Origin of the sequence: Arthrobacter bussei, from assembly GCF_009377195.2 — a bacterium.
GTDB lineage: Bacteria > Actinomycetota > Actinomycetes > Actinomycetales > Micrococcaceae > Arthrobacter_D > Arthrobacter_D bussei.
This window is the reverse complement of record NZ_VJXX01000007.1, coordinates 1-13962: the sequence shown is the minus strand read 5'-3', so window position 1 is coordinate 13962 and position 13962 is coordinate 1. Positions and strand designations below refer to the sequence as shown.

The following is a 13962-nucleotide window of genomic DNA, read 5'->3' as shown; positions in this document are numbered from 1 at the left end:
GCAGGGGACGCCATTGCTACGGACCCCTGCGGGCCGGCTCCTATAGTTGGAGGATCCCCGCCTTCCCTGGAGTGCCCATGAGCGAACTGCACGACCTGCCCGCCCTCACGCTCCGTGACGCGCTCGCCCGCGGCACCGTCAGTGCCCGCGAGGTGACCGAGCACTTCCTCCGGCGCATCGACGCCCTGAACCCGGACCTCGGCTCGTTCGTCACGGTCACCCACGACGCCGCGCTGCGCGCCGCCGACCACGCCGACCGGCTGCACTCCTCGGGCGTGGCCCTCGGGCCGCTGCACGGCGTGCCGATCGCCCACAAGGACCTCACCGACGTCGCCGGCGTCCGTACGACGCTGGGGACGGCCGCCCTCGATCACGCCGTCGCCGAGAAGGATGCGCCGCTGGCGTCCGTCCTCCGGCGGGCCGGCGCCATCAGCCTCGGCAAGACGCAGGTCCCGGAGTTCGGTCTGAGCTGCTACAGCGAGAACCGCATCGCCCCGCCGGCCCGCAATCCCCTGGACCCCCGGCTCAGCCCCGCAGGATCGAGCGGCGGGAGTGCGGCCGCCGTTGCCGCGCGCATGGTCCCCTTCGCGCCCGGGACCGACGGCGGCGGTTCCGTCCGCATCCCCGCGGCGGCCACCGGCCTCGTCGGGCTCAAGCCGAACCGTGGCCGCGTGCCCTCGGGGTCGGCGCAGGCGGACCTCGGACAGCTGGTCGTCGCCGGCCCCCTCGCCCATACTGCCGCGGATGCCGGCCTGCTCCTCGACGTCCTGGTGCAGGAACCGAACTACCGGCCCACCAGCGCCGCCTCCCGCTATCCCGGCTCCTTCCTCGACGCGGCGCTGCGGGCGGAAGGGCACTTCCGGATCGGCGTCAGCACCGCCTCCCCCTTCGCCGGAGCCGGCGACATCCTGGGCGACCTCGGCCTGGACAGCGCCGCGACCGACGCGCTCCATGCCGGTATCGCAATGCTGCAGCGGGTCGGACACGACGTCGTCGAGGCCGACCTCACCTACGACCGCCGCTACCACGACGCCTTCCAGCTGGTGTGGACCGCGGGACTGGCCACCGCCCCCCTCCCCGCGGACCGCGAGGACCGGCTGACGGACATCACCCGCGTGCTCCGCCGCCGCGCGCTGGGCCGCAGCGCCGCGGACCTCGCGGCCGCCGTCGACGTGCTGCGGCAGTTCGAGCACGAGACGATCCGCCAGTACTCCGACTACGACATGATCCTGACTCCCGCCGTGGCGATGACGCCACGACCGATCGGGTGGTACACCGACGCCGACGGCGACACCGACTACCTCCGCCAGTGCCGCTACTCCCCCTACACCTCCATGGTGAACGTCTGCGGCCTGCCGGCCGTGACGGTCCCCACGCTCCGCCTGCCGGACGGCCTGTCCATGAGCGTGCAGCTCATCGGGCGGCCCGGCGAGGAGGCGCAGCTGCTCGCCGCAACGGCACAGATCGAGGCCGTGCGGTACGCCGATGGTGATTTCCCAGCTCTCATGGCCAGTGGCACCATGGAGTAGATGAGCACTTCCCAGCGCACCGCCCGCACCGGCGGGTCGACCTTCCTCGGACACCCGCGCATGCTGGCGAACCTGTTCAGCGTGGAGCTGTGGGAGCGGTTCTCCTTCTACGGCATGCAGGCGCTGCTGCTCTACTACATGACCTACACGCTCGCCGAGGGCGGCCTCGGATTCGACGAGGTGACTGCTGCAGGACTCGTCGGGGCCTACGGCGGCGGGGTCTATCTCTCCACCATCCTGGGCGCCTGGCTCGCCGACCGCGTCTTCGGCTCCGAGCGCGTGCTCTTCGTCTCGGCGATCATCATCATGGGCGGGCACATCGCCCTCGCGCTGCTCCCCGGTGTCGTGGGCCTCGCCGTCGGGCTCGTCCTGGTGGGCGTGGGCTCGGGCGGCCTGAAGGCGAACGCGTCGTCACTCGTCGGCACGCTGTACGCGCCCGGCGACGACCGCCGCGACGCGGGCTTCTCCATCTTCTACATGGGCATCAACATCGGTGCGCTCGTGGGACCGCTGCTCACCAACCTGGCGTGGGACGCCTACGGGTTCCATGTGGGCTTCGGCCTCGCGGCGGTCGGCATGGCCGCGGGCCTCGTGCAGTACGCGTTCGCCCGGAAGAACCTGCCGGCCACCGCGCACGAGGTCGAGAATGCCCTTCCACGCGCCGAGTACCGACGCTGGATCATCATCGCCGCCGCCGTCCTCGTGCTCCTCGGCGTGGTCGTGACGACAGGCCTCCTGAACGCGGAGAACCTCGCCGACGTGATGGCCTTCGCCGCCATCATCGCGACCGTCGCCTATTTCGCGGTGATCCTGCTCAGCCGCAAGGTCACCGCCGTGGAGCGGCGCCGCGTCTACTCCTTCATGCCGCTCTTCATCGCGAGCGCCGCCTTCTGGTCGCTGTTCCAGCAGCAGTTCACCGTCGTCGCCCTGTACTCCGAGAGCCGCCTGGACCGGGACCTCTTCGGCTGGGAGATGCCGCCGGGCATGGTGCAGTCGATCAACCCGATCTTCATCATCGTCTTCGCCGGCGTGTTCGCGGCCCTCTGGACGCGCCTCGGGAGCCGCCAGCCGTCGTCACCCGTGAAGTTCTCCTTCGGACTCATGGTGATGGGCCTCGCGTTCCTCGCCTTCATCCTCTTCGCCGGTGGTGGACCGAACAGCACGCCGCTGCTCGGGCTCGCCGCGATCCTCCTGCTGTTCACCTGGGCGGAGCTTTTCATCTCCCCGATCGGCCTGTCCGTGACCACCAAGCTCGCGCCCGAGGCGTTCCGCACGCAGATGCTGGCCCTCTTCTTCCTGTCCATCTCCCTCGGGACCACGGTGTCCGGCATCCTCGCCGGGTTCTATTCCGAGGAGACCGAGGTGCCCTACTTCGCCTTCAGCGGCATCACGGCGATCGTGCTCGGCGGCGCCCTCCTCGCCGGAGCACCCGCCATCCGGAAGGCCATGAGCGGCGTCCGCTAGGCCCCGGCGGGCCCTGTTGCGCGGCCGCCCCTGATCCCACAGACTTCTACCCACCGGTAACATCCGTACCGGGAGCACCGGAACGGACACCGTACGTGCGGCGTGCGGCCGCCCGGCAGTCGTCGAAGGATCAAAGGAGATCGCGTGTCGAACCTCGCCAACAATCTTGTCGCCACCGCAACGAGGAGCCCCGCGGCGGTGGCCATCAAGCTCGACGACGTCGAAGTCACCTTCGGAGCCCTCGAAGTACTCAGCCAGAAGGTCGCGACACTCCTCGCCGGCCATGGTGTCCAGCGCGGTGACCGCGTCGCCCTGATCATGCCGAACATCCCGCAGATGGCCTTCGTCTACTACGGCATCCTGCGCGCCGGAGCCGTCGTCGTGCCGCTGAACCCGCTGCTCAAGGGACGCGAGGTCGCCTACCACCTGACGGACTCGGGGGCCTGGCTGGTCTTCGCCTGGGAGGGCATCATCGCGGAGGCGCAGTCCGGGGCGGAGGCATCGGGAACGGAACGCGGCGACGAGGTCACGGTCGTCACCGTGGACAGCGGCGCCTTCATGCAGAGCGTCTCCGCGGCCGAGCCCACCCCCGGCGTCGTCGACCTCGACGGCGAGGACACCGCCGTCGTCCTCTACACCTCCGGGACCACGGGACGGCCGAAGGGCGCCACGCTCTCGCACACCAACCTCTCGCGGAACACCGAGATCTCCCGCGACCTCATGGGTACGGCCGAGGGCGAGGTGCTGTTCGGCGGCCTGCCGTTCTTCCACATCTTCGGGCAGACCTGCGCCCTGAACGCGGCCGTGCTGACCGGCGCGACGGTCACGCTGCTGCCGCGCTTCGAACCCGGCAAGGCACTGGAGATCATCGCCCGGGACCGCGTCACCGTGTTCGAGGGCGTGCCCACCATGTACATCGCGATGCTGCGGCATCCGGCGGTGCAGGACACCGACCTCTCCTCCGTGCGGGTCGCCGTCTCCGGCGGCTCGGCCCTGCCCGTCGAGGTGCTGCACGAGTTCGAGCGCGTGTTCAAGGCCGATCTCCTCGAGGGCTACGGTCTGTCCGAGACGTCGCCGATCGTCAGCTTCAACCGCGTGGGTGCGCTGCGCAAGCCCGGCTCCATCGGCACCCCCGTCGAGGGCGTGGAAGTACGCATCATCGATCCCGACGGCGCCGAACTGCCGCAGGGCGAGGTGGGCGAGATCGCCGTGCGCGGTCACTGCGTCATGAAGGGCTACTGGGAGAATCCGGACGCGACCTCCGCGGCCATCCCGGACGGCTGGTTCCGCACCGGGGACCTCGCGCGCGTCGACGAGGACGGCCTGCTCTTCATCGTGGACCGCAAGAAGGACGTGATCCTCCGCGGCGGGTACAACGTCTATCCGCGCGAGATCGAGGAAGTGCTCTACGAGCACCCGGCCGTCGCCGAGGCCGCCGTGATCGGCGTGCCGGACCCGCTGCACGGTGAGGAAATCGTCGCCGTGATCGGCCTCAAGGCCGGGTACGCCCCGGCCGACGACGCCGCGAAGGAGGCCCTCGCCGCGGAGGTCGTCGAGTTCGCGAAGGAGCGCGTCGCGGCCTACAAGTACCCGCGACGGGTGGTGCTCGTGGACGCCCTGCCGAAGGGCCCCACCGGCAAGATCCTGAAGCGGGAGATCTCGGTCTAGCTCTGCGCCGCGGCGGTCCGCGCCGCACCGAACACGCCGTACACGTGCGCGGCGGCCCCTTCCATGAGCACCCCGGCGTCCTGCATCAGCTCCTCGAGCCGCACCGGACCCGTCGCCAGGGAGAAGGCCGCCGCCAGCCCGGCGTCCTGGACCTCCGCGGGCGTGAGCTGGACACGTCCCGCGATCGCGACGACGGCGCAGCCGGCCGGGGCGTTCGCGACGACGGCCTGGACCACCTTGCCGCCGAGGGACTGCGCATCGAAGGAACCCTCCCCGGTCAGGACGAGGTCGGCGTCGGCGAGAGCGGCCCCGAGACCGACGGCGTCCGCGACCAGCGCGGACCCCGGGACGATCTCCGCACCGAGCAGCGCCACGAGCACGGCGGGCAGTCCCCCGGCCGCCCCGGCGCCAGGCAGCTCCAGCACGTCCACGCCCGTCAGATCGCGCAGGATGCGTGCAAGGTGCGCCAGGCCGTGGTCGAGCACGGCGACGTCGTCCGGCGACGCGCCCTTCTGCGGACCAAAGACCGCTGCGGCACCGCGGGGCCCGCACAGGGGGTTGTCGACGTCGACGGCGATGCGCCAGCGTGCTGCCCGGGCCCGCGGGTGGAGTCCGTCCAGCTCGATCGAGGCGAGGGCCGCCAGTGCTCCGCCGCCCGGCGGGAGGGGGTCGCCGTCGGCGTCGAGGAAACGTGCACCGAGGGCGGAGAGGAGCCCCGTGCCGCCGTCGGTGGTCGCGGAGCCGCCGATGCACAGCAGGATCTCCTCCGCCCCGTCGCCGAGCAGCGCCGTCGCGATCTCGCCCACCCCGAAGCTCGTGGCCGTCAGGGCATCCAGCGGCAGGTCCGCGACCAGGGGCAGTCCGTTGGCCTCGGCGGCCTCGAGGACACCGCGTACCCCATCCTCCGCCGCATCGTCCGCGGTACCGGTACCGGCATCCGCAGCTGTGGAGCCGTTTCCTCCGGTGGTGATGCCGTACCGGGCGGTGCGGGCCCGGCCGGCGGCGTCGTGGCAGGCGACGGTCCGGGGCTCGACGCCCCAGGCTGCGAGCAGCGCGTCCAGTGTCCCCTCCCCACCGTCGGCGAGGGGTGCGAGGACGACGTCGGGCGCCGGGTGTCCGAGACGGGCCGCGGCGGAGGTGACGCCCCGCGACATGGCGAGGGCAGCCTCCGCTGCGGGGAGGCTGCCCTTGAGGGAGTCGGGAGCGAGGACGATCCTGAGCGGGCGGGGCTGCGCGGGCGTGGTCACCCGTCCACACTAACCGCAGGCCCCGCGACGCGGCGGACCGTGTCCGCCGCCGTCCGGCGCGGTTCCAGGGTACCGGGCGTCGCCGCCCCCGTCGGCGTCAGTCGGTGGGACCGTTGCCGTTGTCCGCCTCGAAGTCCGGGGCCACCTCGTCGTCCGTGCCTGGTCCGCCGTAACCGCCGGCGAGCTGCTCGTCGAGGTTGCCGGCCTGCTCGGCGCCCTGCTCCTCGGGATCGCCGGTGGGGGTGTCGCTGGGACCGTCGCTCATGGTGCTTCCTTCCGTTCGCGTCTCCACCCTGGCCGGGTGCTGATCCTCAGCTTACTGACGATCAGCGACACCGGGTGTAATCGGCAGCGTTCTTTGACATGCTGGGGCCATGGCTAACCGAGCGGGCACAGTGGCCCTCCCCTCCGACCTCGTCGACGTGACCAAACTGCTCGACGCGTACTTCGACGTCGAACCCGATCTCGGGGATCCCGCCCAGCGCGTGGCCTTCGGGACCTCGGGGCACCGCGGGTCCTCCCTCAAGTCCTCCTTCAACGAGGGGCACATCGCGGCGATCACGCAGGCGATCGTCGAGTACCGCGCGGGGCAGGGGATCACCGGGCCCCTGTTCATGGGCAAGGACACCCATGCGCTGTCCGAGCCCGCGCAGAACACCGCACTCGAGGTCCTCGCGGCCAACCACGTGGCCGTCCTCGTCGACGCCCGCGGCGCATACACCCCCACCCCGGCCGTCTCTCACGCCATCCTCAGGTACAACGCGACGCGCACGGAGCAGGCGGACGGGATCGTGATCACCCCCTCGCACAATCCCCCGGCCGACGGTGGCTTCAAGTACAACCCGCCGCACGGAGGCCCCGCCGACTCCGATGCCACCACGTGGATCGCGAACCGCGCCAACGACCTCCTCGAGGGCGGCCTCCGCGACGTCCGGCGCATGCCCCTCGCCCAGGCGCGGACCGCCGAGGGCATCAGCACCTACGACTTCCTGCAGCACTACGTGGACGACCTCCCCTCGGTCCTGGACCTCGACGCCATCCGCTCCGCGAACGTGCACATCGGCGCCGATCCCATGGGCGGCGCGGCCGTGGACTACTGGGGCGCGATCGGCGAACGCCACAACCTGAACCTCACCGTGGTCAACCCGACGGTCGACCCGCAGTGGGCGTTCATGACGCTCGACTGGGACGAGAAGATCCGGATGGACTGCTCCTCCCAGTACGCCATGGCCTCGCTCATCAAGCAGGCGGACCAGTTCGACATCGCGACGGGCAACGACGCCGATGCCGACCGCCACGGCATCGTCACCCCCGACGCCGGCCTCATGAACCCCAACCACTACCTCGCCGTCGCCATCCAGTACCTGTACGCGAACCGGCCCAACTGGCGTCCCGACGCCGTGATCGGGAAGACCCTGGTCTCGTCCTCGATCATCGACCGTGTCGCCGCCGACCTCGGCCGCGTGCTGCAGGAGGTCCCGGTGGGCTTCAAGTGGTTCGTCCCCGGCCTGCTCAGCGGCGAACTGGCGTTCGGCGGCGAAGAGTCCGCCGGGGCGTCCTTCCTGCGCCTCGACGGGTCACCGTGGAGCACGGACAAGGACGGCATCCTGCTGGCACTGCTGGCCTCGGAGATCACCGCCGTGACGGGGAAGACGCCGTCCCAGCACTACGGCGCGCTGACCGAACGCTTCGGCGCCCCGGTCTACGCGCGCATCGACGCCGCCGCGACGCGCGAGCAGAAGGCCGCCCTCGGCAAGCTCTCGCCGTCGGACGTCACCGCCACGACCCTCGCGGGCGAGGAGATCACGGCCCGCCTGACGGAGGCGCCCGGCAATGGTGCCCCCGTGGGTGGCCTGAAGGTGACCACGGAGAACGCCTGGTTCGCGGCCCGCCCGTCCGGCACGGAGGACGTCTACAAGATCTACGCCGAGTCCTTCCGCGGCGAGGAGCACCTGAAGCAGGTGCAGGCCGAGGCGAAGGCCCTCGTGGACGGCGTCATCAGCTGACCCGGCGGGCCCTGCGCCGGCCCTAGAGGAGCCGGCGCAGCAGGGCCCGCTTGACCGGCCCGAAGGGTGGGTAGGCGAGGCGCAGGGTGTCCAGTCCCGATGGCTTGGAGAACACGGGCTGCAGGTGGCTGAAGGTCACGAAGGACTGCCGGCCGTGGTAGCTCCCCGTGCCGCTTGCCCCAACGCCGCCGAAGGGCAGGCCGGGGACCGCGAGCTGGATGGTGCAGACGTTGTGGGCCAGCCCGCCCGCCTGGACCTGCTGGGTGAACGCCGCCAGGTGGTCGTCGCGGTCGCTGAAGAGGTAGGCGGCCAGCGGGTGCGGTCGTGCCCCGATGAAGCGGATCGCGGCCTGGAGGTCCTCCACCTCGAGGATGGGCAGCAGCGGGCCGAAGATCTCCTCCTGCATGAGCGGTGACGCCGGATCCACGTCCCGCAGCACCGTGGGCTCGATATACCGATCGGCGCGGTCGTGGCGGCCACCGGAGACGACCCTCCCGCCGTCGAGGAGCCCGACGATCCGGTCGAAGTGGTGCTCGTTGATGATGCGGCCGTAGTCCCCCGACGTCCGCGGGTCCTTCCCGTAGAAGTCCCGGATCGCGTCGTCCAGGGCGTCGGCCAGGACCGGGGCCGCGGCCCGCGTGGTCAGGATGTGATCCGGAGCCACGCAGGTCTGCGCCGCGTTCATGAACTTGCCGTAGGCGATGCGCCGCGCCGCAGCGCGCAGGTCACCGCCGACGACGACGGCCGGGGACTTGCCGCCGAGCTCGAGCGTCACGGGCGTGAGGTGTTCCGCGGCGGCCTTCATCACGATCTTCCCCACCCGCTCGCCCCCCGTGTAGAACACGTGGTCGAAGGGCTGCGCGAGGAGATCCGTACTGGCCTCCACCCCGCCCTCCACCACGGACACCGCCTCGGCATCCAGGTACAGCGGCACGAGGCGGGAGAGCACGGCGGAGGTCGCGGTGGCCAGTTCACTGGGTTTCAGCACCGCCGTGTTGCCCGCCGCGAGCGCACCGACCAGAGGGGCCAGGACCAGCTGCAGCGGATAGTTCCACGGCCCGATGATCAGCACGACCCCGAGCGGGCGCGCCTGCGTCCACGCGCGCCCGGGGCGCAGACCGCCCGGCACGGGGATCTTCTCCGGCGCCATCCACCGGTCGAGGTGCTTGAGGGCGAAGTCCAGTTCTGCCCGCACGACGGCGATCTCGGAGAGGAACGCCTCCGTGCGGCTCTTGCCGAGGTCCGCCTCGAGGGCGGCCGTGAAGTCCTCCTCCCGGTCGACGAGCAGGCGTCGGAGGGCCTCGAGCTGCCCGCGCCGCCAGGTCGCGGGCCGTGTTGCACCGGTGTCGAAGTACCTGCGGCGGCTGTCGAGGAGTGCAGTGGCATTCATGGCGTGTCCTTCGTCTCGGAGGCGGGGCCGTCCTGGCGCCCGGTGAAGTGGTCCATGGAGCTGTAGATCCTGAGGACGCGGCCCGCGACGACGTCCCAGACGGGTTGCGGCAGCACAGCGCGGAGCGTGCCCGCGAGCTGCACGGTCCACGGCAGCTGGACACGTGCGCGTCCGCCGAGCATGCCGTTCCAGGCCCGGTCCACCACGTATTCCGGCTCCATCAGCGGGGTCATCAGGGGGCCTCGGGCGCCCTCGAACATGCCGGTCCTGATGTAGCTGGGAATCAGGGTGGTGACGGCGATGGGATGGCGTGCGGCCCGCAGTTCGAGGCGCAGTGAATCGCTCCAGCCGATCACGGCCCACTTGGACGCCGCGTAGACGCTCATCCGCGGGACGGACAGGGTGCCGGACGCCGATGCCACGTTCAGGATCCTGCCTGCACGGCCCTGCGCGATCATCGCCGGCAGGAAGGCCCGTGCGACGTGCATGGGACCGGCGGCGTTGACGCGCAGGGTCAGGTCGATGTCGGCGAGGTGGTCGTGCTCCCAGAAGTACGCACCGCGCACGATCCCGGCGTTGTTGACCAGGACGTCGGGGACACCGACGTCGTTCAGGACCGCGGCGGCCGCTGCCCGGATCGACTCCACGGATCCGACGTCCACCACGTAGCTGTGGACGGTGGCGCCGTGCGGGGCGAGGTGCGCCACCACGTCCTCGAGCGCCCGAGCGTCGATGTCCCACAGCACGACGGCGCCCGCCCCCTCCCGCGCGGCCCGCTCGGCGTACAGCCTGCCCATGCCCATGCCTGCACCCGTGACCAGCACGGTGCGTCCGCGGACCGTGAATGCCATGTCTGCCCCTTTGCTCGCTGACAAGCAACGTAACACCCCCGTCACGCGCTGCCGATAGGATTTGCCGGAACCCCCGACCCACCCGGAAGGCACCCCCATGAGCACACGAGGTATCGGCTGGACCCTGCACGGGGACGGCAGGAACGTCACCCCCGGCGGCTTCGTCGCGCCCGACGAGCGCCTCTCCTGGCCCCGGACCGTCGGCATCGGCGCGCAGCACGTGGTCGCGATGTTCGGCGCGACGTTCCTGGTACCGCTGATCACGGGATTCCCGCCGTCCACCACCCTGCTGTTCTCGGGTATCGGCACCCTCCTGTTCCTCGTCGTCACCGCGAACCGCATACCGAGCTACCTCGGGTCGAGCTTCGCGTTCATCGCACCCATCGCCGCGGCACAGTCGCAGCACGGACCCGCCGGGGCGCTGGGCGGGATCATCATGGCCGGCGCCGCGCTGGCGATCATCGGGTTCATCGTGCACACCGCGGGGGCGCGCTGGATCCAGGTGGCCATGCCGCCCATCGTCACGGGCGCCATCGTGGCCCTGATCGGCCTGAACCTCGCACCGACGGCGAAGGCCAGCTTCGAGCAGGGGCCCGTCACGGCGCTCGTCACCGTGATCGCCATCCTCCTCGTGACGGTCCTCTTCAAGGGCATCCTGGGGCGGCTCTCCATCCTGGTCGGCGTCCTCGCCGGGTACGCCGTCGCCCTCCTCCGGGGTGAGGTGGACCTCGCGGCGATCAACGACGCCGCGTGGGTCGGTCTCCCCGACTTCGCGGCGCCCGAGTTCCACCTGTCCGTCGTCGGACTGTTCATCCCTGTCGTGCTCGTGCTCGTCGCGGAGAACATCGGCCACGTCAAATCCGTGGCCGCCATGACGAACCGGGACCTCGACCCGATGACCGGCCGGGCCCTCATGGCGGACGGCCTCGCCACGATGGTCGCGGGAGCCGGTGGCGGCTCCGGCACCACGACGTACGCCGAGAACATCGGCGTGATGGCGGCGTCACGCGTCTACTCGACGGCTGCCTACTGGGTGGCGGGGGTCGTCGCGATCCTCCTCAGCCTGTTCCCCAAGTTCGGGGCGCTCATCGCCACCGTGCCGCCAGGAGTCCTCGGCGGCGCCGGTGTGGTGCTGTACGGGATGATCGGCATCCTCGGGGTGCGCATCTGGGTGCAGAACCGCGTGGACTTCTCCAACCCGATCAACCTCTCCACGGCGGGCGTCGCCCTCGTGATCGGTATCGCCGACTTCACCTGGGTCATGGGGGACCTCACCTTCGCGGGCATCGCCCTGGGAACCGCTGCGGCGCTCGTCATCTTCCACGGCATGACGGCGATCGCGCGGGTGCGTGGCAGCGAGCACGTCGCCGGGCCGGAGGAGCTGGAATCGCGCGACCACGGCAGCAGGCCGTCGAAGCTCGGCTGAACCCGTACCGGATGGCAGAATCACAGGCATGAACAATCCGCGTGCCGTCTGGGCCTCGCCGGAATGGCGGCAGCAGGCGGACCAGTGGATCGACCTCGTCCTCGGGTCCTTCGGCGTCACGCGCCTCGGGCCCACGGAGCAGCCGCGCATCCGGTTCTGGTCCACGCAGCTGACCGTACCCACCGACCACGGCAGGCTGTGGTTCAAGGAGAACAACCTCGGCCAGTTCGCGGAGGCCTCCATCATGTCGCTCCTCGGCGAACTGGCCCCGGACCACGTGGCGGCGCCCCTCGCCATCGAACCGTCACGCGGCTGGCTGCTGACGGCCGACCACGGGGCCACGCTGGACAGCGTCGGATCCGACGACGCGTCCATCTGGGCACGGATCACCGGGGACTTCGCGGACCTCCAGCAGACTGTCGCCCCGCACGGGGAGCGGCTGGCCCAGGCAGGCCTCGTCGTCATGAATCCGGAGGTCGCCTCGAACTTCGTGGAGAACCAGCTCCTCCTCCACACCGGGCTGCCCTCCGAGCACCCCCTGTACCTCGGGCCGGGGGAGGCCGACGACATCGTCCGACGCCTGCCCGCCATCGAGGAGGCGGTCGAGGTACTGCGCGGCGTCGGCGTCCCGCTCTCCCTCGACCACAACGACCTGCACGCGAGGAACTGCTTCCTGCCCGGCTCCAGCACCGACCCCCTGCGATTCTTCGACTTCGCGGACGCCTCCTGGGCGCATCCCTTCAGCGCCCTGCTGGTCCCCGTCACGCAGATGCGGGAGCAGTGGAACACGACGGCGGACGACCCCCGGATCCTCGCCGTCGTCGATGCGTACCTCGACCACTGGACGTCCTACGCCCCCCTGTCCGAGCTGCGCACCGCCGTCGAACCCGCGCTGAGGCTGGGCGGCGTGCATCGCTACGGCTCCTGGCTCCGCCTGCTCGTGTACGCCGACGACGACTCGATGCGCGCCTATGCCCCCGCCGCACTCCATTACCTGCGCACGCTGACGGACCCGGTCCTCACGACCTAGCCGGACGGACAGGAGGAGGGGGCCGCTCCCTTCGGAACAGCCCCCTCCTCATCCGTGCGTCCTGCCGGTCAGCGCCGGCGTCGGCTCGACGTCGCCAACGCTGCGCCTCCCGTCAGGAGGATCGTCAGCGCGATCCCGACGAGCCCGAACAGTCCGCCCGCACCGGTGTCCGCCAGATTGCCATTGCCCGTGCTGTTACCGGACCCGATACCGCTGTCTCCCTCGATGACGTTCCCGTCTCCGTTCCCGTTTCCGTTCCCACCGATGGTGGCGGGGCGGATCGTGAGCAGTGCCGTCGCCGGGGTGTCGCTCTGCTCCCCCTCGGCCGTCACGATGGTGGTGCCGACCGGGCAGTCAGCAGGCACCGTCACCTCCACCGCGAAGGTTCCTTCGCCGGTCGCGACGACGGTTGCCGTTCCACCGCATCCGAGTGAGACGTCGACCTGCTCACCGGGCGCGAACCCCTCACCGACGACGACGACCGTGCCGCCCGGCGTGACCGCATCGGGCTGCACCACGATGGTGGGCCCATCAGGGATGGGCACCGTTGCGGCCTGAACGATGAGACCAGCCGTCACCGGCACGCCGGAGACAGGTCCGACGGCGGACACGTCGACCGGGCCGGTCGGGTAACCGGCCGGGATCGGCAGAGCAACCTCGAACGATCCGTCGTCACCGGCGAGGACCTCGACCGTGATCGGATCATCGCCCTCAACAGCACCAGGGATAGACACCGTGACCGTTTCGCCGTTGGCGAAGCCCTCACCCGTCACCACCGTGGAACCACCGGCGGCGACAGTCGCCGGATCCAGAGTGATCGACGGATCATAGACAACCGCAGGAGCCTCGATGACCAGTTCCTCCACCACAGGGATATCGGAGATATCGCCCACGACAGTCACATCGACCGGACCGGTCGGGTAACCAGCCGGGATCGGCAGAGCAACCTCGAACGATCCGTCGTCACCGGCGAGGACCTCGACCGTGATCGGGTTCCCGCCGTTGATACCGGGAATCGAGACCGTGACGGTCTCACCGTTGGCGAAGCCCTCACCCGCGACCACCGTGCTGCCCCCAGCAACGACAGTCGCCGGATCCAGGGTGATCGACGGATCATAAACAACCGCAGGAGCCTCGACCGTGAGATCAGCGGTGACCACCGTGTCCGACACCGGACCGACAGCCGAGACCTTGACCGGACCGGTCGGGTAGCCGGCCGGGACGGGCAGAGCAACCGCGAACGATCCGTCATCACCGGCGATGACCTCGACCGTGATCGGATCACCGCCCTCAACAGCGCCAGGGATCGAGACCGTGACGGTCTCACCGTTGGCGAAGCCCTCACCCGCGA

Annotated in this window: 10 protein-coding genes and 1 pseudogene; 6 read left to right on the top strand and 5 right to left on the bottom strand. The window is 70.5% G+C overall.

Features of this window, described 5'->3' with window-relative positions:
- Positions 1–77 precede the first annotated feature (77 nt).
- The 3 genes from FNH21_RS15635 (at position 78) to FNH21_RS15625 (ending at position 4661) form a co-directional block, all read left to right on the top strand.
- On the top strand, positions 78–1529 hold the full coding sequence (locus tag FNH21_RS15635; RefSeq protein ID WP_152816997.1) for an amidase: 1452 nt from the start codon (positions 78–80) through the stop codon (positions 1527–1529).
- Positions 1530–2993 (top strand): peptide MFS transporter, encoded by a 1464-nt coding sequence (locus tag FNH21_RS15630; protein ID WP_152816996.1) that lies wholly within the window; start codon positions 1530–1532, stop codon positions 2991–2993.
- A 144-nt stretch (positions 2994–3137) separates the two neighbouring features.
- Positions 3138–4661 carry an AMP-binding protein gene (locus FNH21_RS15625; protein ID WP_191932059.1) on the top strand — a complete coding sequence of 508 codons (1524 nt, stop codon included), beginning with the start codon at positions 3138–3140 and terminating at the stop codon, positions 4659–4661.
- Here FNH21_RS15625 and FNH21_RS15620 read toward each other — a convergent pair.
- Positions 4658–5908 carry a glycerate kinase gene (locus tag FNH21_RS15620; protein WP_191932058.1) on the bottom strand — a complete coding sequence of 417 codons (1251 nt, stop codon included), beginning with the start codon at positions 5906–5908 and terminating at the stop codon, positions 4658–4660. The two genes, FNH21_RS15625 and FNH21_RS15620, sit on opposite strands and share 4 nt — an antisense overlap.
- 97 nt (positions 5909–6005) lie before the next feature.
- Positions 6006–6173, bottom strand: coding sequence for a hypothetical protein (locus tag FNH21_RS15615; protein WP_191932057.1), 168 nt, complete (start codon positions 6171–6173; stop codon positions 6006–6008).
- Between the two features lie 109 nt (positions 6174–6282).
- On the opposite strand from FNH21_RS15615, the gene pgm reads away from it, so the two are divergent.
- Entirely contained in the window at positions 6283–7914 is a 1632-nt protein-coding gene (gene pgm, locus FNH21_RS15610; protein WP_152816995.1) for a phosphoglucomutase (alpha-D-glucose-1,6-bisphosphate-dependent), read from the top strand.
- A 22-nt stretch (positions 7915–7936) separates the two neighbouring features.
- Here pgm and FNH21_RS15605 read toward each other — a convergent pair whose 3' ends face one another.
- Complete coding sequence (locus FNH21_RS15605) at positions 7937–9304, bottom strand: aldehyde dehydrogenase family protein (protein WP_152816994.1); 1368 nt, start codon at positions 9302–9304, stop codon at positions 7937–7939.
- Positions 9301–10155: an SDR family NAD(P)-dependent oxidoreductase gene (locus FNH21_RS15600; protein ID WP_152816993.1), complete on the bottom strand. Its 855-nt coding sequence runs from the start codon at positions 10153–10155 to the stop codon at positions 9301–9303. The genes FNH21_RS15605 and FNH21_RS15600 overlap by 4 nt, the downstream gene beginning before the upstream one ends.
- A 97-nt stretch (positions 10156–10252) precedes the next feature.
- Between FNH21_RS15600 and FNH21_RS15595 the strand changes: the two genes are divergently transcribed.
- Positions 10253–11581, top strand: a complete 1329-nt coding sequence (locus FNH21_RS15595; RefSeq protein ID WP_152816992.1) for a uracil-xanthine permease family protein — start codon at positions 10253–10255, stop codon at positions 11579–11581.
- 28 nt (positions 11582–11609) lie between these two features.
- Positions 11610–12611, top strand: a complete 1002-nt coding sequence (locus FNH21_RS15590) for a phosphotransferase (RefSeq protein WP_152816991.1) — start codon at positions 11610–11612, stop codon at positions 12609–12611.
- A 68-nt stretch (positions 12612–12679) separates the two neighbouring features.
- Here FNH21_RS15590 and FNH21_RS15585 read toward each other — a convergent pair.
- Positions 12680–13962 (bottom strand): annotated as a pseudogene (locus FNH21_RS15585) (hypothetical protein); the annotation flags it as partial.

What these genes read in the sequence shown, in the direction of transcription:
- FNH21_RS15635 (WP_152816997.1), top strand. Translation starts at nt 78, where the DNA reads ATGAGCGAACTGCACGACCTGCCCGCCCTCACGCTCCGTGACGCGCTC.
- FNH21_RS15630 (WP_152816996.1), top strand. Translation starts at nt 1,530, where the DNA reads ATGAGCACTTCCCAGCGCACCGCCCGCACCGGCGGGTCGACCTTCCTC.
- FNH21_RS15615 (WP_191932057.1), bottom strand. Translation starts at nt 6,173, where the DNA reads ATGAGCGACGGTCCCAGCGACACCCCCACCGGCGATCCCGAGGAGCAG.
- pgm (WP_152816995.1), top strand. Translation starts at nt 6,283, where the DNA reads ATGGCTAACCGAGCGGGCACAGTGGCCCTCCCCTCCGACCTCGTCGAC.
- FNH21_RS15605 (WP_152816994.1), bottom strand. Translation starts at nt 9,304, where the DNA reads ATGAATGCCACTGCACTCCTCGACAGCCGCCGCAGGTACTTCGACACC.
- FNH21_RS15600 (WP_152816993.1), bottom strand. Translation starts at nt 10,155, where the DNA reads ATGGCATTCACGGTCCGCGGACGCACCGTGCTGGTCACGGGTGCAGGC.
- FNH21_RS15595 (WP_152816992.1), top strand. Translation starts at nt 10,253, where the DNA reads ATGAGCACACGAGGTATCGGCTGGACCCTGCACGGGGACGGCAGGAAC.
- FNH21_RS15590 (WP_152816991.1), top strand. Translation starts at nt 11,610, where the DNA reads ATGAACAATCCGCGTGCCGTCTGGGCCTCGCCGGAATGGCGGCAGCAG.